General features: G+C 35.5%; 13 protein-coding genes. 6 read left to right on the top strand and 7 right to left on the bottom strand.

What is annotated here, in order from left to right:
• Positions 1–143 precede the first annotated feature (143 nt).
• Entirely contained in the window at positions 144–1,586 is a 1,443-nt protein-coding gene (locus D1Z92_RS10905; protein WP_128895713.1) for a Kelch repeat-containing protein, read from the top strand.
• A 385-nt stretch (positions 1,587–1,971) separates the two neighbouring features.
• Here the strand turns inward: D1Z92_RS10905 and D1Z92_RS10900 are convergent, their stop codons facing one another.
• A complete protein-coding gene (locus tag D1Z92_RS10900) occupies positions 1,972–3,459 on the bottom strand; it encodes a pyocin knob domain-containing protein (protein WP_128895712.1) in 1,488 nt (495 codons plus the stop codon).
• A gap of 243 nt (positions 3,460–3,702) precedes the next feature.
• Between D1Z92_RS10900 and D1Z92_RS10895 the strand changes: the two genes are divergently transcribed.
• The 3 genes from D1Z92_RS10895 (at position 3,703) to D1Z92_RS10885 (ending at position 6,745) form a co-directional block, all read left to right on the top strand.
• Positions 3,703–4,872, top strand: a complete 1,170-nt coding sequence (locus D1Z92_RS10895) for a fibronectin type III domain-containing protein (RefSeq protein ID WP_128895711.1) — start codon at positions 3,703–3,705, stop codon at positions 4,870–4,872.
• 412 nt (positions 4,873–5,284) lie between these two features.
• Complete coding sequence (locus D1Z92_RS10890) at positions 5,285–5,818, top strand: DUF4085 family protein (RefSeq protein WP_164931573.1); 534 nt, start codon at positions 5,285–5,287, stop codon at positions 5,816–5,818.
• A gap of 492 nt (positions 5,819–6,310) precedes the next feature.
• Entirely contained in the window at positions 6,311–6,745 is a 435-nt protein-coding gene (locus D1Z92_RS10885) for a hypothetical protein (protein WP_128895709.1), read from the top strand.
• A gap of 665 nt (positions 6,746–7,410) precedes the next feature.
• Here D1Z92_RS10885 and D1Z92_RS10880 read toward each other — a convergent pair.
• Positions 7,411–7,590: a hypothetical protein gene (locus tag D1Z92_RS10880; protein WP_128895708.1), complete on the bottom strand. Its 180-nt coding sequence runs from the start codon at positions 7,588–7,590 to the stop codon at positions 7,411–7,413.
• 242 nt (positions 7,591–7,832) lie between these two features.
• On the opposite strand from D1Z92_RS10880, the gene D1Z92_RS10875 reads away from it, so the two are divergent.
• Positions 7,833–9,257, top strand: a complete 1,425-nt coding sequence (locus tag D1Z92_RS10875; protein WP_128895707.1) for a Kelch repeat-containing protein — start codon at positions 7,833–7,835, stop codon at positions 9,255–9,257.
• Between the two features lie 139 nt (positions 9,258–9,396).
• Here D1Z92_RS10875 and D1Z92_RS10870 read toward each other — a convergent pair whose 3' ends face one another.
• On the bottom strand, positions 9,397–10,272 hold the full coding sequence (locus tag D1Z92_RS10870; protein WP_128895706.1) for an SDR family oxidoreductase: 876 nt from the start codon (positions 10,270–10,272) through the stop codon (positions 9,397–9,399).
• Between the two features lie 1,100 nt (positions 10,273–11,372).
• Here D1Z92_RS10870 and D1Z92_RS10865 point away from each other — a divergent pair.
• A complete protein-coding gene (locus tag D1Z92_RS10865) occupies positions 11,373–12,248 on the top strand; it encodes a hypothetical protein (protein ID WP_128895705.1) in 876 nt (291 codons plus the stop codon).
• Positions 12,249–12,888: 640 nt separating this feature from the next.
• Here D1Z92_RS10865 and D1Z92_RS10860 read toward each other — a convergent pair.
• The 4 genes from D1Z92_RS10860 to D1Z92_RS10845 all read right to left on the bottom strand — a co-directional run.
• Complete coding sequence (locus D1Z92_RS10860; protein ID WP_128895704.1) at positions 12,889–16,593, bottom strand: ankyrin repeat domain-containing protein; 3,705 nt, start codon at positions 16,591–16,593, stop codon at positions 12,889–12,891.
• 114 nt (positions 16,594–16,707) lie between these two features.
• On the bottom strand, positions 16,708–18,084 hold the full coding sequence (locus tag D1Z92_RS10855; protein ID WP_128895703.1) for an ankyrin repeat domain-containing protein: 1,377 nt from the start codon (positions 18,082–18,084) through the stop codon (positions 16,708–16,710).
• 197 nt (positions 18,085–18,281) lie between these two features.
• A complete protein-coding gene (locus tag D1Z92_RS10850) occupies positions 18,282–20,438 on the bottom strand; it encodes an ankyrin repeat domain-containing protein (protein WP_164931572.1) in 2,157 nt (718 codons plus the stop codon).
• Positions 20,439–20,641: 203 nt separating this feature from the next.
• Positions 20,642–21,538 (bottom strand): ankyrin repeat domain-containing protein (locus tag D1Z92_RS10845; RefSeq protein ID WP_128895701.1); only part of this gene is annotated, 897 nt, incomplete at its 5' end.

Below are 21,538 nucleotides of genomic sequence, written 5' to 3'. Positions count from 1 at the left end.
CGATATAAATTAAGTAAGAGAGATAAATTAATTACAATATATTTATAATTAAACATATTATGCATTATTATCATGGACATACCATTTTCTTCGTTGTAATCTAGTATTCGAATTACATAAAATACTAATTAGGTGGTAGAAAGATGAAAAAGTTATTTAGTTTGTTATTGATGATGACGATGGTGTTTACAATTGTTCCTGTTGCAGCGTTTTCTGCTGATAGCGGTGGTACTTGGGAGATGGGTACACCGATGCTTGAGGGAAAAAAAGGTCATGGTGTAGCAGAAGTAGATGGTAAGATATATGTAATTGGTGGAGATGATGTTAGAAGTTTTCTTTCAACAGTAGAAATGTATGATCCTAATACAAATGCATGGACAACCAAAATGAGTATGCCTACTGAAAGAAGCGATTTAGGTATCGCAGTTGTAGATGAAAAAATTTATGCCATTGGTGGAAATAATTTTGACAATTATCGCTTATCAACAGTAGAAATGTATGATCCTGCTACAAATAGCTGGTTGACAAAAGCTAGTATGCCTACTGAAAGAACGCAATTCGGTACCGCAGTTGTAGATGGAAAAATATATGTAGTTGGTGGATTTGACTCTGATAATGATCGCATATCAACAGTGGAGATGTATGATCCTACTACAGATAGCTGGTTAACAAAAGCTAATATGCCCACAACAAGAGGACAGTTAGATCTAGCAGTTGTTGACCAAAAAATTTATGCCATTGGTGGCGCAAATGATAACAGTGTTTTATCAACAGTCGAGATGTACAATCCGATTACAGATACTTGGGAAACAAAGTCAAGCATGTCAACTATTAGAGCTGGATTAAGTACAGCAGTCCTTAATGAAAAAATTTATGCCATTGGTGGTATTAATGATGTAAATGGTGTTTTATCAACAGTGGAGATGTACGATCCTATTACAAATACATGGCAAGCAAAAGCAGATATGCTAACTAAAAGGAAATTCTTAGCCAGTATAATTTTGAACGGAAAGATTTATGCAATAGGTGGAGCTACCGAAAATATATTATCAACAGTTGAAATCTACACCCCAGAAAGTAACGTAGCCACACCATTAAACCTGACAGCAACAGCTGGTGACGCTAAAGTCACACTAAATTGGAACGAGGTAACAGACGCAGACACATACAACGTCTACCGTTCCCTTACTTCTGGTGGTTCATACACATCTGTAGCAACAAACGTATACGGTACATCTTATGTAGATAGTCCCCTTACGAACGGTACTACGTACTATTACGTGGTGACGGCAGTGAATGAAGATGGTGAAAGCGCATATTCCAACGAAGCAAGTGCAACACCACAAGCAAATGACAATAGCAACCGTGCTATTTTAACGATTATACTAAATAGTGGATTGTTGAAAGAGTACGATGTAAGTATGAACGAAGTAAACACGTTCATGGCATGGTACGAAAGTAAATCTTCTCTATTTTACAAGTTCGAGAAGGACTACAACTTAGGCAGCGATGTCAGCCGTACAGATTATGTGGTACATGATATGATTGAGTTGTTCGAAGTTAGAGAGTATAAAGTAAGCGAATAATAAAGATAATGCCGCTCCTAGTCGGGGCGGCATAAGTATGTTTTATTTTTTCAATTTATTTTTAATTTTACCTTTACCTTTTAAAATAACCCAACTAATAGCCGTGTGATAGTCTATATTACTATCATAGTAGCATTTGCGCGGACGCTGTGTTAATACTGCTATTGATATTGCGGATAATGGCCAATCTGACTACATTAGACGGCAAGGGATTTAATTTGTAAACGAGGGGATAAAAGGAGGGGCGTAACCGCCCCTTCTTAATCTTCTATATCCCTGCAAGTATTTAAAATTGAAGTGTTAGTATGCTTATTGGTTTAATTGTTTATCACCTCAAGTTTTTCTAATACACTTTCTTGTTATGTCATTTTTGACATTCCTTTTTCTAATCTATCAATTTTTCTTTTTGAACAACCCTCGTGCCCCTAATTCGACTTATATAAAATGAATCTAACTTTGCTATAGTGTTTTGCGTAGAATCTCCTTTTATTCTTATTTTATATTTCCCTCTTGGTAAGTTCTTATTGAGATAAAAACTAAAAGTTTTGCTAATATTGTCAAAATCACCAGTATCACTATGAACTAAGTTATCTGACTCATCTAAAACTTCACTCAAACATTCAAAGCTTTTGCTTAATTTTTCATCTGTTGAAAGATACATAAATAGCATATACATACTTTCTTTTAGGTTGAAAAAAGGTGTGGTGTAAACTCCGTTGTAACTCAGATTACAATTGAAAACCAAATCAGAAATATTTTCTTTTAAAAAATCAAAATCACCATTAATCAAAGCAAGGCCTTCATCAGTGAAGCTGTCCCCAAAGCCAATAACACCGCCACTACTCAAATCATTCGTTATCGCATCCGCTAACTCTTGAAACGTATCGCTACCACTTGCCGTACCTCCTGCGTCAGTAATGGCGGTAGCGATTTTACTTTTACCATCACTGACAGAGGTCTTTAAATCGTCAAGGCTATCGGCTCCATCGTTCCATGTTAAACCTTTTTTTAAATTTACTCCTCCAAAAATTGTAACACCGTTAGAAAAATCATCTAAAAAATTAATAACCAGTCTATCCCCATCCGTGTCATTGTATCCGACAAACGCCCTTTTGCCATAGCATAGTAAATCCCTCGGATTAATTCCTCCAGACCACACGCCCCATTTTTCATATAGTTCTTTCAGCGCTCCTTCAATGTGACCAGCTTGGAAGTTATTATTTATATCCTCTATGGACAAACTTGCGGCTGTGTCTTGTTCGGTAAGGAATTTCGTCCAATTTGTCCAGTTGTTATAGTAGTGCCTCATATACATTTCATTACCGCTTCCATGGTATCTTATCGCTATTTGCGCTTTGTTATTATTGGAAGAAGCACCATTAAAATACGTTCGAATATACCAATTGATGTTTGCTTGCGGTCCGTTTATATGATTAGTTAATATATAAGGGAATACAGTCGTGTTTGGATCAATGGGGTTGTTTTGATTGTATACCGCATCCTTACTCACACTATCCGTCTTTGCATTGGCTTCTGCTGTCGTTGCTGCTGAATCGGCATAATTTTTTGCATCCACTCCAACAGAATCCGCGTAATTTTTCACATTGGTCTCTACTATATTAGCGTACTCCTTGGCATCTGTTAGCGCTGTATCTGCTTTCTGCTGCGCCCCTGTTGGTGTTTCTTTCTCATTCCAAGTAGTACGTTCTTCTTCCGTAATATGCATGGTTTGATCTGCTTTGTGTGTGTCGAGTTCTGTTTGTGATGCTGCGTTTTGATCTACAGTGTCCCAGTTCTCATTAAAAGATTGCCTTGTTACATACTCATTGCCTAGTGGCTTTTTGATTCCTAGTTTCGATGTTACATCTGGCATATTTCATTACCTCCATTTAATCGTTTTAAATTTGTTATATAAGAAGGTAACGAAACATAAAAATGATACCCCTGTTTTGAAATTTTTTCTGTCTATTTTTCGATATAAATTAAGTAAGAGAGATAAATTAATTACAAAATATTTATAATTAAACATATTATGCATTATTATCATGGACATACCATCTTGTTCGTTGTAATCTAGTATTCGAATTACATAAAATACTAACGAGGTGGTAGAAAGATGAAAAAGATATTTAGTTTGTTATTGATGATGGCAATGATGTTTACTGTTGTACCTGTAGGTGCGTTTGCAAGTGAAGATGTTTATTTTACTGGAGGTCATCTATACAAACAAACAAATGAATTTATGGATGATAATGCTTCAACTTACCTAGATGTGAATGGAGCTAGTAGTTTTTCACCTAAATATACTGAACAAGTTACTATAAAGGTAGGAAATATAGAAGCAAATTCACTTTTTATTATTGGAAGTAGTTACGAATTTGGACATGAAAAAGTATTAAGTGAAGGAATTAATATTATTGATATTGAACCCAGTATGATTGACGCTTTAACGTATGTAAATAGAATGTATGAGGTTGAACTATATAATAACTACAAATTTAATACTGGATTACCAAAACCAATTTTATACGCCAATAGTGGCAATATGGAAGTGCAACTTTACTGGGATGATATAGAAACTGCTGATACTTATTCTGTTTACTTACAAAACGATACAGGAATTTATAAAAAAATTGCAAAAGATATAACTGATACATTTTACACTCATACTGGTTTAACAAATGGAAAAGTTTATTCATTTGCTATTACTGCTCACGACACTAATGGTAATATAACTTACGTTAGTAAATATTCTAATGAAGTTAGTGCTACTCCAATGGGAATTACCAAACCACTAAACCTGACAGCAACAGCTGGTGACGCTAAAGTAATGCTAAACTGGAATGAGGTAACAGAAGCAGACACATACAACGTCTACCGTTCCCTTACTTCTGGTGGTCCATACACATCTGTAGCAACAAACGTATACGGTGCATCTTATGTAGATAGTCCACTTACAAACGGCACAACGTACTATTACGTGGTAACTGCGGTAAATGAAAACGGAGAAAGTGGCTATTCTAACCAAGCAAGCACAACACCACAAGCAAATGACAATAGCAACCGTGCTATTTTAACGATTATATTGAATAGTGGATTAGTGAAAGAGTACGATGTAAGTATGAGCGAAGTAAGCACGTTCATGGCATGGTACGAAAGTAAGTCATCACTTTTCTATCAGTTCGAGAAGGACTACAACTTAGGTAATGATGTCAGCCGTACAGACTATGTGGTACATGATATGATCGAGTTGTTTGAAGTTAGAGAGTATAAAGTAAGCGAATAATAAAGATAATGCCGCTCCTAGTCTGGGGCGGCATAAGTATGTTCTATTCTTTCAATTTATTTTTAATTTTACCTTTTAAAATGCCCAACTAATAGCAGTGTGATAGTCTATATTACTATCAGTCAAATATTTATTATAAAGTGAAGTGGATACATATTTTCCTATTGTATCTTTTGGTATGCCGTTGTATTCTACTTCTTGTTCACCAGATGTAAACAACGCATCATTAACTTGAAATAGAGTTGGCGAAAGATCTGTAAAACATTCAATTTGATTTATTTTTTAATCTTATTCGGCAATAAATCTTTGCATTTTAAATCACAGGAGGAAAAGATGAAAAACGAAGTAATAAAATGGTATGAAGGGCAGTATATTATCCAACAATTTTAAAAAAATGAATCAAAAAGGCATTATGACTGTAAGAGATTTTTGGTCGGAAAAAGGTGAACTACATTTTGAAGATGATAACTATTTAAACTTAAAGCTATCGGATAGAGATTTCAAAAAAAGGATTGAAATGTGGGAGGAAGATTATCATCAGCAATACGCGAAAAAAGTACAACAATATAGAAATTATTATGATTCTATAAAAAATAATCTTTCAGAAAATATTAGACAGTTATATGAAAAATCACTACATGATGCACAGCTCCTACATGTGGATACACCTCAAGACGATTCATGTAAAATGATTTTTGATTGCAAACACGCAATGCATCATGCAGGAGTGATTAAGGTTACCTTTACTGGAGTTCGAGAGTTAGACTTTCAATTACCTGAGGGAATAGAACATAATTCATGGGTTCATGAGGAAATCTATGTTCAAGGAAATGTTTTTGAGCTTCATGCGGTGCTTGATTGTGTAGCAATAGTTAATTCAAAGCCAGAAGTAAAGACATTTAGAATCAAAGTAGTTGCACAAGATGTGAAGATTGAACAGGTTTAAATGTTAAAAAACCTCAATAAATATCTTTATTACATGTTTTTATACGTACCCATATAAGCAGTAGCTCCCCGCGGTCCAACGAGAGCAATTACTTCATTGTTATTTTTTTGCTAACGGATTTGCTAACGAATTGTTAGCAACCCATCAATATATATAACGTTACTAACTTTGAAATACGGGTACTACCAAACATATAAATACAGAACAGTATGCTACCATTATTTTGAGGGGGGAGTAGGTGCGCACGTGGAGGTTCGAGCCCTCTCGGCCAAATATAGATGAAACCCTTGCTATGCAAGGTTTTTTTGATGTTTAATAAAGTAAGATTAAAAGAGTTTTATCTACTGAGGTTTATGTATTACGATGATAAAGGTAAAGATATACATGATATGCTCACAAGGACTACAAATAATATGTGTTTCCGAATTTCCTAGCTTTTTGTTCCGTATTTGCAAAACTAGTACACTTTGAAGTTAGAAAGGGGAAATTTAGATGGGTCATGCAAAAAGATTAGACTTTAAGAGACTAATAAAAGTATTACAATCTGAATTTAAAGCGGTAGAAATGGATCATACGAAGGATGAGTATATATTAGATCGGAATATTTTACTTGAGGATGACGAGGCAGAAAGACATTCTGTGCATAAAGATTATAAATATATGAAGTGCTTTAAAATAGAAGATACAGTTGTATTAAATGATCTTTTTACGGCAAAAGAGAAAGCAGAACATGAAGAAATTAAAAAATCTGATGAATATGAAAGTGATATTCTTTATACTCGCGTTGGTAAAATCAAAAGAAATTTATCGAGCGGAGAGATGATTTTGATCTTTTTTGGAAGTGATGATGGAGAGTATGTTGATAATATGACCACCCAAGGTGATAGCAATATATTACTTTCTAAATTATCTAAAGTGAAAAAATAGATATCATTTATTTATAACAAGCTTTGCAATCTGAACTCCCTATAACACCCTTTAATTAATGGGATATTTTTTAGTTGCCAAAAGAAAAAAACTACCTAAAAAGGTGGCTTAAGCTTCATCATATAGACGGTTCCGTAGTTGAGTAATTTCAAAACAAACCGAGGTACAGAAGCTATGCATTGTGGATGTCTATTATTTCACAAATATTGTTAGTAGCGCAGATGGGTGCAATGCTATTTTTCGGTTATGAGACTACGGAATAGTTGAAGACGAAAATTGTAGCGTTTGCCGACGCTGTGTTAATACTACTGTCGATATTGGGGATTGTGTTCAACCCTACTAAGCTAGACGGTAAGGCGTTTAATTTGTAAACGAGGAAATAGGGGGGGCGTAATTGCCCCTTTATTATGTTGAAAGTTGTTTAAGTGAAAAAATTGAACAAAATTATTTTGAAAATTTTTTAATAAATTACTTCCAAGCTAGACTATTTTGTAACAAGAATTGATGGAATTTTTCTTTGCTTGTAACTGTAATTCCAAGTGACTTTGGTATTGAAAATGAAGGAGTGATCGTTTTGATCTTATCTTGATGAAAATAGTGTGCATACATATCGGCAACAGCTAAACTTGTAACAGTTTCTCTAAAATCAAAGTTTCTTTCTCATTTCAAGTAGTACGTTCCTCTTCCGTAATATGCATGGTTTGTTTTGCCTTGTGCGTGTCTAGTTCCGTTTGTGAGGCTGCGTTTTGATCTACAGTGTCCCAATTTTCATTAAAAGATTGTCTCGTTACATACTCATTGCCGAGTGGCTTTTTAATTCCTAGTTTGGGTGTTACATCTGACATATTTCATTACCTCCATTTATCGTTTTAAATTTGTTATATAATAAGGTAACGAAACATAAGAATGATACCCCTGTTTTGAAATTTTTTCTGTCTATTTGTCGATATAAATTAAGTAAGAGAGATAAATTAATTACAAAATATTTATAATTAAACATATTATGCATTATTATCATGGACATACCATCTTGTTCGTTGTAATCTAGTATTCGAATTACATAAAATACTAACGAGGTGGTAGAAAGATGAAAAAGATATTTAGCTTGTTATTGATAATGGCGATGGTGTTTACAATTGTACCAATGGGGGCGCTTGCTGCTGATAGCGGTGGTACATGGGAGATAGGGACACCGATGAATATTGGCAGACATGATCCTGGAGTGGTTGAAGTACAGGGGAAAATATATGCAATTGGAGGACGTAATAGTACAAATAGCTGGCAATACACAGTAGAGATGTATGATCCTGCTTCAGATACATGGGAGTTTAAGGCCAGTATGCCTAAACCTAAACAAAATTTCGCACTATCAGTGGTAAATAATAAAATTTATGTGATTGGGGGACATATACCTGATGATGGAGTTGGTCTGGACGCTGTTTCAACAGTAGAAATGTATGATCCTAGCACCAATACATGGACTACCAAAGCAAGTATGTCGACTGTCAGAACTTATTTTTCAACTGCAGTAGTAAATGATAAGATTTATGCTATTGGTGGTTATCGTGATGGGCTTGAGCCTTTATCTTCAGTAGAAATGTATGATCCTGACACGAATACATGGACTACAAAAGCAAGTATGTCAAGCAACAGAACACAATTTGCAACAGCTGTAATTGATAATAAAATTTATGCTTTTGGCGGATATGATCAAATATCATTATTAGATACAATTGAAGTGTATGACCCTCAAAATAATGCATGGATAATTAGTGATACTATGCAACAAGCAGAATATCAATTAGAAGCTACTGTTCTAAACGATAATGTATATATAGCTCAAAGAAGTAGTAAATCAATATTGAAGTACGACCCTTTCAAAAAATTATGGTCAACAATTCCTAGCATGAATTTTGCTAGGAGTCAACCTGGAATCACGGTTCTTAACGATAAGATATATGTTGTAGGTGGTTCTGATGATATAGTAGAAATCTACACCCCAGGAAGTGACGTAGACGCACCACTAAACCTTACAGCAACAGGTGGTGACGCTAAAGTAATGCTAAACTGGAACGAGGTAACAGACGCAGACACATACAACGTCTACCGTTCCCTTACTTCTGGTGGTCCATACACATCAGTAGCAACAAACGTATACGGTACATCTTATGTAGATAGTCCACTTACAAACGGCACTACGTACTATTATGTCGTTACAGCAGTCAACGAAAATGGAGAAAGCGCCTATTCCAATGAAGCAAGCGCAACACCGCAATCAGATGATAACAACCGTGCTATTCTAACGATTATACTGAATAGTGGATTAGTGAAAGAGTACGATGTAAGCATGAGCGAAGTAAACACGTTCATGACATGGTACGAAAGTAAATCTTCTCTATTTTACAAGTTCGACAAGGACTACAACTTAGGTAGCGATATTAGCCGTACAGACTACGTGGTACATGATATGATCGAGTTATTCGAAGTTAGAGAGTATAAAGTAAGCGAATAATAAAGATAATGCCGCTCCTAGTCTGGGGCGGCATAAGTATGTTTTTGCGTTTCTTTACTCCATCCATCGGATTTGTTTTGATTATTTGCCACTCAAAGGCTCTGTTAAAGATATCTTTTAGGGTCCTTTTTTTAAAAGTTTATTCTTCAATAATTCCATATCCTTCTGGTGCAGGAATACCATGTTCCGCAGAACGACTGACTGATTCCCACTCTTTCCATGTAGATATCCGTTTTTCTGTATTTTCAACAGCTAAATCGTAAACAAGACTTCCTAGGATCAATCGGAGAGGAGGATTCTCACTATTCACGAGTTTCATTATAGCTTCAGCGGCCAACTTAGGATCACTATCTACTGATTCGATTGAATTTTGTTTAGCCAACACATCACGTAATGAATCATACTCTTTTTTCTGTGTAGCAAAACCCATTTTTAAGTATAGATTCGTCCAGTAACCTCCGGGTTCTACGATAGATACTTTTACACCAAAATGAGCAACTTCTTGTGCTAAAGCATCGCTAAATCCTTCTAAAGCAAATTTACTAGCACTATAGATTCCCGACATAGGACCAGTAATCAGTCCACCAATACTAGATATCTGTATAATATGACCTGATCCTTGTGTTCGTAAGTACGGTATAACTGCTTGGGAAACCCATACTGCACCATAGAAATTAGTTTCCATTTGACTTCTAACTTCATCTTCATTAAATTCTTCAATCATACCCAATACCATATTACCTGCATTGTTAATGACAATATCTAGCCTTCCAAAATGTTTAAGAGCAGTGTTCACTGTAGTAAAAACAGCACTTCTATCAGTAACATCAAGCCTTAAAGGAAGTAACATTCCTTTAAACTGACTTTTTAATTCGTTCAATTTTTCAATATTTCTCGCAACACCAACAACCTTATCACCTGACTCTAGTGCTTTTTTAGTGAATTCGTATCCTAGTCCACTGCTTGCCCCTGTAATGAACCATACTCGTGTATTTTCAACGTTACTATATGTCATAAATAATTTCCTCCTTTCATCGTGTAAAAATTAGGTAGCATAAATACTTAATATTTGAAGTAAGTCAAGTTTAGAACTAACAAAACAAAAAGCACAGGGAATCTGCAGGGCTCTATGAGTATGGATTCATCATTATCTTTAAATATTACAAATATTACATAAAATTCATCAATACGCATTGATTTTTTACAAAGCTATAGTTTCATTTGAATATTTTAGTTCAAAAGCGGTAGTAAGTAAGTTTTCTAGGTCAGAGTTGATATGAATATACAACGGAGATGTGAATAAAGGGGGCTAGCTTAGTTAGCTTTTTTTTGTGCGTTAAAACTCATATATTAGGCGAGCTAGAGTGAAGAAAAGCTTTAGTTAACAAAATTTTATTTTAAAATAAACATACAATATAATAGATATGCTATTATATTGTATATCGAATAGGAGGGAAGACATAAGCACATGATGATATATCATGAAATTTATTCAGTTCTTATTTGTAGTTACATCATTATTACTCTAATTCCTTTTAAAAAATTATTTATTCAAGAAAATAAATTTTTAATGAAAATGTCAGAAATAATACAGAAATCTTTTCATTTTATATGGGCATTAATTGTTGTCCTATCTACTATGTTTTACTTTTTAGGTAGTATAATCATGAGAGAATTAGATTTTTTTCTCGGCTTCATTATTTCCATGTATTTACTAAAAAGAGAATTGAAACTAAGAAAAGAAAATGTATACTTTATATTAACAGGGACTAAATACATTACCCTTTTAGCATTTCCTCCTGTATATTTTTTGATGTATCTTATAATAAAAGTTGTTGAAAAATTAAAAGTATCTCCCCGTAGTTAATGGAAATTATTCAGTTTGAAAAGGATAATACTTGTAGTTACAACTCAATTAACTGTGATAAACCAACACAAAATATTCCATTCTCATTGACCACGAGCTATAAAAACTGATAGGATGAAATAAACAAAAAATACTATTTCTATTGTATTTATAAACAATGTGAACATGAAGTTATAAACTAAAGCCTTGCTATGCAAGGTTTTTTTTGATGTTCATAATGAATCCATACATAAAGGAGGAAGCATAAAATGAGAGATGAGATAAAACTAGCGTGTATGATGACATTATTTTTATGGTTTATGTTTATCGTTACACCAGTTCAAGCTTCAGATGATGAAAGTGATCATACTATCATTCCGTTTTTTAATATTGAACAAGCATCAGAGGAAAATATAAATGCACACTTAGTAAACATGGGTTTTGAAGAAAGTGAAATCAATAGGATGTCGTTGGAGTTTAAAACGGAAATTGCTTCAAATGGTGGGAAAAAAGTAGAAACGATTAAATCTTCTAACGTTATTCAACATCATGAATGGAACAGAAATTTTAAGTTATTTTCCTATGCATCAACACCTCTTTTATTTGCCCCACCTGCATTTGAAATTGCTAGTACGGATAACAATAACAATGATAAGTTCATTATGTGGGCATACGTATCGAAATTTCCATCTTCATCGTCTGTAGAAAATATTTACGGTATTTACGTACATTACAAATGGAATAGCAGTCCGTTGTATTTCTACACAGACACGTTGGCTGTTGTATGGCAGGGGAAGGCTCATCGTCATGAAGATCCAAGTGGTTTTGGGAATAAAGCAACTGTAATGTCTTCAGGTATAACAAATTTAAGCTACTGGGATCTTCCTGCAGACATTATAAAAGATGGAGGAGTTTCATGGAAGGTAGATGTCAAAGCAGGTGGGAAAAACACTGAACAATGGGGACATGGATTTCAAAAAATTAGAGCGGATAAAATGCATGAGGGTACAACAGGTGTTATTGAAATTGCATACGGCCACCGGTTAGCTCCAGGAAGTGCTTCACTTAATATAGAAGATAGAAGATTAGAATTTAAAAGTGTTTTTACCATATTGTATAATGATATATATAATTTTACCTATTAACATTTTTCAATTTATTTATAATTTTATTTGTGAAAGGGGGGAAGGGGTCGTGTTGTTATTTTATATTTTGTCAGCTATTGTAGCTAATTATGTTCTTGCATTTGTATTCGGTATGTATGACATGTCTTTTTTTGAAATTGAAACAATTTTGATTTATCAATCCATCATAATTGGAATATTATTAGCCATTTATTTTGAAAAAAAGAAGAGTAGCTAACATTACAACGATATTTAGATTGAGTTTACAGCCACATAAATGGAGGTACTTCATTGATTATATTCACAACAATGCTCATCTTATGTTATATATGTGTGGTTCTTGCCTTTATAGCCATTATAACTGGGAAGTATAGAAAATTTTCTCTTATACTTAGTATAATTTTGGGCTCCATATCTTCAATATTTTTGTTAGTAACGTTTATTCTAGAAGCAATGGGGAGATAGGGGTTGAGTAAATACAATACATAATGTATTTGATGTATTAATCTGTAATAGATACAATAAAATGTGCTTGCTATTGTTTTGCTAGTGAATGGGATAGTAGGTTTAGATATTTTTAAGAGGAGAAAACTCCTCCTCTTCAGTAAAAGATGAACGCTTCAACAGTTTTTTTAAGATTTTATTCGTTACACTAGCTTTTTTAATTTTTTTCTAACAATGTGACTGTAGGTGCATCTCCTTTTTTTCTAGCAATGTCTAGTGCTGTTTCACCCGCGTTTGTTTTCAACGAAGTGTCCGCTTTAGCGTCAAGTAAGATTCCAACAATTTCAGTATGACCTTGGAAAGCTGCACTGTGAAGAGCGCTATTCCCTTTTTCATTTTTCACATTTACATTTGCCCCTGCACGTATTAAAGCCTGAACACTATCTGTATACTCTTCATATACCGCTATCATAAGAGAGGTGTCTCCATCTTTATCTTTCAAATTCACATCTGCATTAGCAAGAATTAAATCCCACACAATATGGATATGCCCCTCTTCAACCGCTAGCATAAGTGGTGTACTTCCAATGTGGTGGTCTTTTGCATTTATATCTGCATTTCCATGAATTAATGCCTGTACAATAGCCTTATGTCCTCTATTTGCAGCTCTGTGAAGTGCCGTTTGTCCAAGGCTGTCTCTTACATTTACATCCTCCTTGATATCGATTAAAGCTTTTACAGTATGAATATCTCCTTTACCAGCTGCTATCATGAGTGCTGTAAGTATATTTTCTTCTGCTCCTGCATTGGATAACAATGTAATAATGTCCTTATGTTCATTTTCTTTAGCAAGGTCTAAGGCTGTTTGACCTCCATACGTTTTCAATGAAGTGTCCGCTTTAGCAGCCAATAGAATTACAACAATTTCAGTATGACCTTTGGAAGCTGCATATGTAAGAGCTGTTTCGTGAGATATATCATATTGGTTTACATCTGCATTAGCATCAACTAATGCCTTCACAATATCGGTGAGTCCTAGGTTAACTGCCATTATAAGAGCATTTTGGTTGTTTTTATTTTTTACATTGACATCTGCATCTGCATCAATTAGAGCCTTCACAACATCTGTGTGCCAATTTTCAACTGCTAGCATAAGCATGGTGTAGTTATAGTTATCTTTTACATTGACATCTGCATTAGCATGAATTAAAGTCTTCACAACATCTGTGTGTTTATTTTTAACTGCAAATATAAGCGCTGTGTATTGACGATGGTTATCTTTTACATTGACATCTGCGTTCCCATGTATCAATATTTCGACAATATCCGCATGTCCATTATTAGCAGCTTTGTGAAGTGCCGTTTGTCCATGATTATCCGTTACATTTACATCCTCCCTGGCATTGATTAAAGCTTTTACAGTTTGGATCTGTCCTCTGTCAGCTGCTATCATGAGTGGTGTGAGTTTATTTTCTTCTGCTCCTGCAAAGTATAACAATCTAATGATTTCATCACGTGAGAATTTCTTGGCAAGGTCTAAAGCTGTATCTCCATCTTTGTTTTCTAGCGATGTGTCTGCTCTAGCACGTATTAAAGCCTCAACACAATCTATGTGCCCGTTACATGCTGCTGTCATAAGCGCTGTTTTTTCAGATTTCCATTGTTGTTCATTTATGTCTGCTCCCGCATCGATTAGTAACTTTAGAATGTTGGTATATCCTTTATCAGCTGCTAACATAAGCGCTGGTTCTCTCAATATACTTTCTTCATCTAAGTCTGTCCCTGCATCAATTAAAGCTTGTACAATATCGGTATGTCCTGCAAGTATGGCTACATAAAGCGCGGTGTCTCCCATTTTATTTTTCACATTTAAATCTGCTTTTGCATGAGCTAAAGTCTGCACAATATTGTTGTCTCCATTTTCAACTGCTAACATGAGCGGTGTATATTGACGGTGGTAATCCTGTACATTTACATCTGCGTTTTCATGAATTAGAGCCTGTACAATATTCTCATGTCCTTTTTTAGCAGCTTTGTAAAGTGCCGTTTGTCCATAGTTATCCGTTACATTTACATCTTCCTTCGCATTGATTAAAGTTTTTACAGTATGAATATCTCCTTTATCAGCTGCTATCATGAGCGCTGTGAGTATATTTTCCTCTGCTCCTGCATTAGATAACAATGTAATAATGTCCTTATGTTCATTTTCTTTAGCAAGGTCTAAAGCTGTATGTTCTTTATAGTTTTTCAACGAAGTGTCTGCGTTAGCACGTATTAAAGCCTCAGCACAATCTATATATCCCCTCTTAGCTGCTAACATAAGCGCTGTTTCTCTATAATTAGATTGTACATTTAAGTCTGCCCCAGCATCAATTAGTGCTTTTACAATATCGGTATGTCCTTCAAAAACTGCTAACATAAGCGCTGTTTCTTGAAGTACATCTTGAACATTTAAGTCTGCCCCAGCATCAATTAGTGCTTTTACAATATCGGTATGTCCTTCAAAAACTGCTAACATAAGCGCTGTTTTTTTACGTGAATTTTTTACATTTAAATCTGCTTTTGCATGAGCTAAAGTCTGCACAATATTGTTGTCTTCATTTTCAACTGCTAACATGAGCGGTGTATATTGACGATGGTAATCCTGTACATTTACATTCGCGTTTTCATGAATTAAAGCCTGTACAATATTCTCATGTCCTTTTTTAGCAGCTTGATGAAGTGCCGTTTGCCCGATGCTATCTCTTACATTTACATCTTCCTTGGCATGTATTAAAGCTTTTACAGTATCGCTATCTCCTTTACCAGCTGCTATCATGAGCGCTGTGAGTATATTTTCTTCTGCTCCTGCATTAGATAACAATGTAATAACGTCCTGATGTTCTTTTTCTTTAGCAAGGTCTAAAGCTGTCTCTCCATTATCCGTTTTCAACGATGTGTCCGCTTTAGCACGTATTAGCGCCTCGACACAATCTCTATGCCCGTTACACGCCGTTGACATAAGCGCTGTTCTTTTTGATGAACTTTGCACATTTAAGTCTGCTCCAGCATCAATTAGCGCTTCTACAATATCGGTATGTCCTTCATTGGCTGCTAGCATAAGCGCTGTTCTTTTTGATGAACTTTGCACATTTAAGTCTGCTCCAGCATCAATTAGCGCTTCTACAATATCGGTATGTCCTTCATTGGCTGCTAGCATAAGCGCTGTTCTTTTTGATGAACTTTGTACATTTAAGTCTGCCCCAGCATCAATTAGTGCTTTTACAATATCGGTATGTCCTTCAGTAGCTGCTAGCATAAGCGCTGTACTTCTTGTTCTTCTTGATGAACTTTGTACATTTAAGTCTGCCCCAGCATCCACTAGTGCTTTTACAATATCGGTATGTCCTTCAGTAGCTGCTAGCATAAGCGCTGTACTTCTTGTTCTTTTTAATGAACTTTGTACATTTAAGTCTGCTTCAGCATCCATTAGTGCTTTTACAATATCGGTATGTCCTTCATAAGCTGCTAACATAAGCGCTGTACAGTTAGAGTTATCCTTTGTATTTAAATCTGCTTGAGCGTTTATTAAAGCCTGAACAAAATCGGTATGTCCGTTCACAGACGCTAGCATAAGAGGTGTCTTTCCTTTTTCATTTTTCACATTTAAATCTGCTTTTGTATACATGAACTTTCGTACTATATAGATAGGATGACCTTTTGTAGATGCCAGAAGTAGGTAGTCTCTCTTTTTCATTCGAGCCCATCGAACTATTGCATATATAAAAATAGCAGTGTTGATACTAAATAGAATAGTAGATAATCGAAACTCCACATTCTGGATATAAAATGCTGTTTCATAGAAAAACGTTGCGAACATTAAAGAATGAATGTACAAAAGAACGATAAGTGTTAATTCACTGTTGTCTTCTTCCCTGTGCATTTCAACACCTCAATATATATAAATAAAATATAGAAAAAGTAAGTAATAAATGTTTTTTTATCATGTCATAGTGAATCAGAACCACACATGAGATGGGTATGTTGGATCGATTCACTAGCTTTTTAATTTTTGTTTTAACAATGTAACAATATCTTTATGTCCATTTTCTTTAGCAATGTCTAAGGCTGTTTCACCAGCATTTGTTTTCAATGAAGCGTCTGCTTTAGCTTCAAGTAATAATTCAACCATATCTTTATGTCCTCTCATAGCTGCAAACATAAGACCCGTGCGTCCATTGTTATCTTTCATATTTACATCCGCTTTAGCACGAATTAATGCCATCATAATATCTTTATGTCCTTCACCTGCTGCAATAATAAGAGCGGTGTATCCATGGTCCGTTTTCAATTCAACATCTGCATTAGCATGAATGAATGCCTGCACCATATCGATATGCCCTGCCATAGCTGCAAGCATAAGAGCGGTGTATCCATCGTCCATTTTCAATTCAACATCTGCATTAGCTTGAATGAGTGCCTGCACTATATCGATATGCCCTTTCTTAGCTGCTAGGATAAGAGCGGTCTCTCCATGCTTATCTTGCACATTGACATCTGCATTAGCATGAATAAATGCCTGCACGATATCGTTATGTCCTTCACCTGCTGCAATCATAAGAGCGGTGTATCCGCGGTTATCTTTTATATTTATATCTGCATTAGCTTGAATGAGTTCCCGCACCATATCGATATGTCCATATAGAGCTGCAATCATAAGGGCGGTGTATTCACGGTTACTTTTGATATCGACACTTGCATTAGCATCAATTAAAGCCTGCACTATATCCTGATGTCCTTTAGCTGCTGCAATCATAAGAGCGGTGAATCCATCATCATTTCTCAAGTTTACATTTGCATTAGCATGAATGAAAGCCCGCACCATATCGGTATATCCTTCCGTAGCTGCTAACATAAGAGCGGTCTCTCCATCCATATTCTGCACATTGACATCTGCATTAGCATGAATGAATGCTTGCACCATATCGATATGTCCTTTATCTACTGCTAGCATGAGAGCAGTGTATTTATCGTAATTTTGCATATTTACATCCGCTTTAGCATGAATGAATGCCTGCACCATATCGATATGTTCTTCAGATGCTGCAACCATCAGAGCGGTGAATCCATAGTCATTTTGTACATTGAGATCTGCATTAGCATCAATGAAAGCCTGCACCATATCGATATGTCCTTCCATCGCTGCTAACATAAGAGCGGTGAATCCATCGTTATCTTTCAAGTTTACATTTGCATTAGCATGAATGAATGCCCGCACCATATCGATATGTCCGTTCTCCGTCGCTAACATAAGAAGTGATTCTCCATCTTCATTTTTTACATTCACATCTCCCTGTGTATGGATGTACGTTTGTACAGTATCGTAGTGTCCTTCACCTGCTGCTTGAAATAGGTCTAATGTGGGCTTATTCATTTCAACACCTCGAATTAAAATTTAGTAAAACATATAAAAGTTAATAAATGGTTTTTTTATCATGTCATAGTAATTCAGAAGTACATACTAGATAGGCATGTTTACTGAAAGATCTTTGTCTTAACTATAAAATATACGCCTATCAAGTTAGTACAAATGAGTGTGATACTATAGTTCAACAATCCACTAGCTTCTTTTTACATTTCTGCATTGGCTAGAAGTGTAATCATTTCATCATTTTCTATACTTTTAGCTATGTCTAAAGCTGTTTCTCCACCATCTGTTTTCAACGAAGTGTCCGCTTTAGCAGACAGTAATGATGTAACAATATCTCTGTAGCCAAAAAAAGTTGCATAGTGAAGAGCGCTAAATCCATTTTCATTTTGCAGATTTACGTTCGCTTTAGCATTAATTAAAGCCTGTACAGTATCTATATCACCACTGTTCGTCGCAAATATAAGCGCTGTATATTTGTCCACATCTTGCACATCTACGTCCGCTTTAGCATCAATTAAAGTCTGTACAATGTTTGTATTTCCTGCGATAGTTGCAATGATAAGTGCTGTGTATTTATCTTTATTTTGCATGTTTACATCCGCATTAGCACGTATTAAAGTCCTTACAGTTTCTGTTTCTAGCCTTCCAAAGGAACGTTGATCAACTGCATGCATAAGCGCTGTGTATTTCTCTGCATCTTGTACATTTACATCCGCTTTTGCATCAATTAAAGCCTTCACCATACCTGGTTGAACCCATTTAGCCGCTAGCATAAGCGCTGTATATTGATAGTGGTTATCCTTTACATTTACATCTGCGTTCGCATAGATTAATGTTTGTACAATACCCTCATGTTCATTATTAGCAGCTTTGTGAAGTGCTGTTTGTCCAAGGTTATCACTTGCATTTACATCTTCCTTGGCATGTATCAAAGCTTTTACAGTATTGCTATCACCTTTATCCGCTGCAAGCATGAGTGCTGTGAGTATATTTTCCTCTGCCCCTGCATTGGATAACAATGTAATCATTTTATCATTTCCTTCTTCTTTAGCACGGTCTAAAGCTGTACGTCCATTTTCCGTTTTTAATGAAGTGTCCGCTTTGGCATGTAATAAAGCCTCAACACAATCTCCATGTCCGTTGTATGCCGCTGACATAAGCGCTGTTTCTTGAAGTAAATCTTGAACATTTAAGTCTGCCCCCGCATTGATGAGTGCTTTTAAAATATCTGCATATCCATTTTTAGCAGCATACATAAGCGCTGTACAATGATATGTATCCTTTGTATTTAAATCTGTATTTGCAAGTATTAAAGCTTTTACAATATCGGTATGTCCTTCATCCGCTGCTAGAATAAGGGCTGTTTGCCTATGCTTATTATGTGCATTTACATCCGCTTCCTCATCGATTAAAGCCTGTATAGTGTTTGTATGTCCTTCATAAGCAGCTTTTATAAGCGCTGTACAGCTAGAGTTATCCTTTACATTTACATCTGCGTTGGCATGGATTAAAGCTTTTACAATATGAGCATGTCCATTATTAGCAGCTTTGTGAAGTGCTGTTTGTCCAAGGTTATCACTTACACTTACATCTTCCTTGGCATGGATTAAAGCTTTTACAGTATCGCTATCCCCTTTATCCGCTGCAAGCATGAGTGGTGTGAGTTCATTTCCCTCTGCCCCTGCATTGGACAGCAATGTAATCATTTCATCGTTTCCTTTTTCTTTAGCAATGTCTAAAGCTGTTTGGCCTGCATTCGTTTTCAGTGAAGTGTCCGCCTTTGCGTCTAGTAAAGTTTTAACACAATCAGTTAAATTAAAGTAAACGGCTAGCATAAGTGCTGTACATTTATCATCGGCTTGTATATTTAAATCTGCCCCTGCATCTATTAAAGCCTGAACGCAATCCATGTGGCTTCCTTGGACTGCTGCCATAAGTGGTGTATTTTCATCATGAATATTTTGTACATTGAGACCTGCCTTTGAGTCAATTAAAGTCTGTACAATATCAATATCACCTCCATCAGCTGCTTTCAAAAGTGCTGTAACTCCTTCTTCATCTCTTACATTGACATCTGCGTTAGCGTCTATTAAAGTCTGCACCATATCTGTATCTTCATTTTCAACGGCTATCATAAGCGCAGTAACTCCTTCATTATCTCTTACGTTGACATCTGCGTTAGCGTCTATTAAAGCCTGCACTATTTCTGTATGTTCATCGTCAACGGCTATCATAAGCGCAGTAACTCCTTCATTGTCTCTTACATTCACATCTCCCTGTGTATGGATGTATGTTTGTACAATATCGTAGTGTCCTTCACCTGCTGCTTGAAATAGGTCTAATGTGGGCTTGTTCATTTCAACACCTCGAATTTTTTTATAGTAAAACATATAAATAGTTAATAAATGTTTTTTTATCATGTCATAGTGAATCAGTAGTACATACTAGATGGTCATATTCATATTTACTGAACATCTTTGTTTTCATTATAAAATATATGCCTAGCGAGTTAGTTCAAATGAGTGTGATGCTTGGATTTTAACGCTCCACTAGCTTTTTTTCACATTCCTGCATTGGATAGGAGTGTAATCAGTTCATCATGTCCATTTTCTTTAGCAATGTCTAAGGCTGTTTTACCCTTATTTGTTCTCAATGAAGCGTCCGCTTTAGCTCGAAGTAATAATTCAACCGTATCTTTATGCCCATGCATAGTTGCAGTCATAAGAGCGGTGAATCCATTGTCATTTTTCATATTCACATCTGCATTAGCATCAATTAATGTCTTCATCATATCGACAGATCCTTTTATAGCTGTAAACATAAGAGCGGTGTATTCATCGTTATTCTTCATATTCACATCTGCATTAGCATCAATTAATGTCTTCACCATATCGATATGTCCATTTATAGCTGCAAATATAAGAGGGGTGTATCCATCTTTACCTTTCATATTCACATCTGCATTAGCATGACTTAATGTCTTCACTATATCGATATGTCCTTTAGATACTGCTAGCATAAAAGCGGTGTATCCATCGTTATCTTTCATATTCACATCTGCATTAGCATGACTTAATGTCTTCACTATATCGATATGACCATTCATAGCTGCAACCATAAGAGCGGTCAATCCATCGTTATTTCTCATATTCACATCTGCATTAGCATGAATTAATGCTTGCACCATATCGTTATTCCCTTTCACAGCTGCAATCATAAGAGGGGTGAATCCATTGTCACTTTTCAAGTTTACATTTGCATTAGCACGAATTAATGCCAGCAAAATATCGTTATATCCTTCAGATGCTGCAAACATAAGAGCGGTGAATCCATCGTCACCTTTCAAGTTTACATTTGCATTAGCATGAATTAATGCCCGAACAATGTCGATATGTCCGTTCCCAGTCGCTAACATTAGTAGTGTATCTCCATCTTCATCTTGCACGTTTACATCTTC

This window comes from Longirhabdus pacifica (assembly GCF_004115085.1).
Classification (GTDB): Bacteria; Bacillota; Bacilli; order Paenibacillales; family DSM-105158; genus Longirhabdus; species Longirhabdus pacifica.
Note: the sequence above shows the minus strand (reverse complement) of the source record. Positions and strands in the feature narration are given on the sequence as shown.

Bases quoted from the DNA above. Each gene is read 5' to 3' on its own strand.
- D1Z92_RS10865 (WP_128895705.1), top strand. From the start codon at position 11,373: ATGAGAGATGAGATAAAACTAGCGTGTATGATGACATTATTTTTATGG.
- D1Z92_RS10850 (WP_164931572.1), bottom strand. From the start codon at position 20,438: ATGAACAAGCCCACATTAGACCTATTTCAAGCAGCAGGTGAAGGACAC.
- D1Z92_RS10890 (WP_164931573.1), top strand. From the start codon at position 5,285: ATGACTGTAAGAGATTTTTGGTCGGAAAAAGGTGAACTACATTTTGAA.
- D1Z92_RS10905 (WP_128895713.1), top strand. From the start codon at position 144: ATGAAAAAGTTATTTAGTTTGTTATTGATGATGACGATGGTGTTTACA.
- D1Z92_RS10895 (WP_128895711.1), top strand. From the start codon at position 3,703: ATGAAAAAGATATTTAGTTTGTTATTGATGATGGCAATGATGTTTACT.
- D1Z92_RS10855 (WP_128895703.1), bottom strand. From the start codon at position 18,084: ATGAATAAGCCCACATTAGACCTATTTCAAGCAGCAGGTGAAGGACAC.
- D1Z92_RS10900 (WP_128895712.1), bottom strand. From the start codon at position 3,459: ATGCCAGATGTAACATCGAAACTAGGAATCAAAAAGCCACTAGGCAAT.
- D1Z92_RS10870 (WP_128895706.1), bottom strand. From the start codon at position 10,272: ATGACATATAGTAACGTTGAAAATACACGAGTATGGTTCATTACAGGG.
- D1Z92_RS10875 (WP_128895707.1), top strand. From the start codon at position 7,833: ATGAAAAAGATATTTAGCTTGTTATTGATAATGGCGATGGTGTTTACA.
- D1Z92_RS10885 (WP_128895709.1), top strand. From the start codon at position 6,311: ATGGGTCATGCAAAAAGATTAGACTTTAAGAGACTAATAAAAGTATTA.
- D1Z92_RS10860 (WP_128895704.1), bottom strand. From the start codon at position 16,593: ATGCACAGGGAAGAAGACAACAGTGAATTAACACTTATCGTTCTTTTG.
- D1Z92_RS10880 (WP_128895708.1), bottom strand. From the start codon at position 7,590: ATGTCAGATGTAACACCCAAACTAGGAATTAAAAAGCCACTCGGCAAT.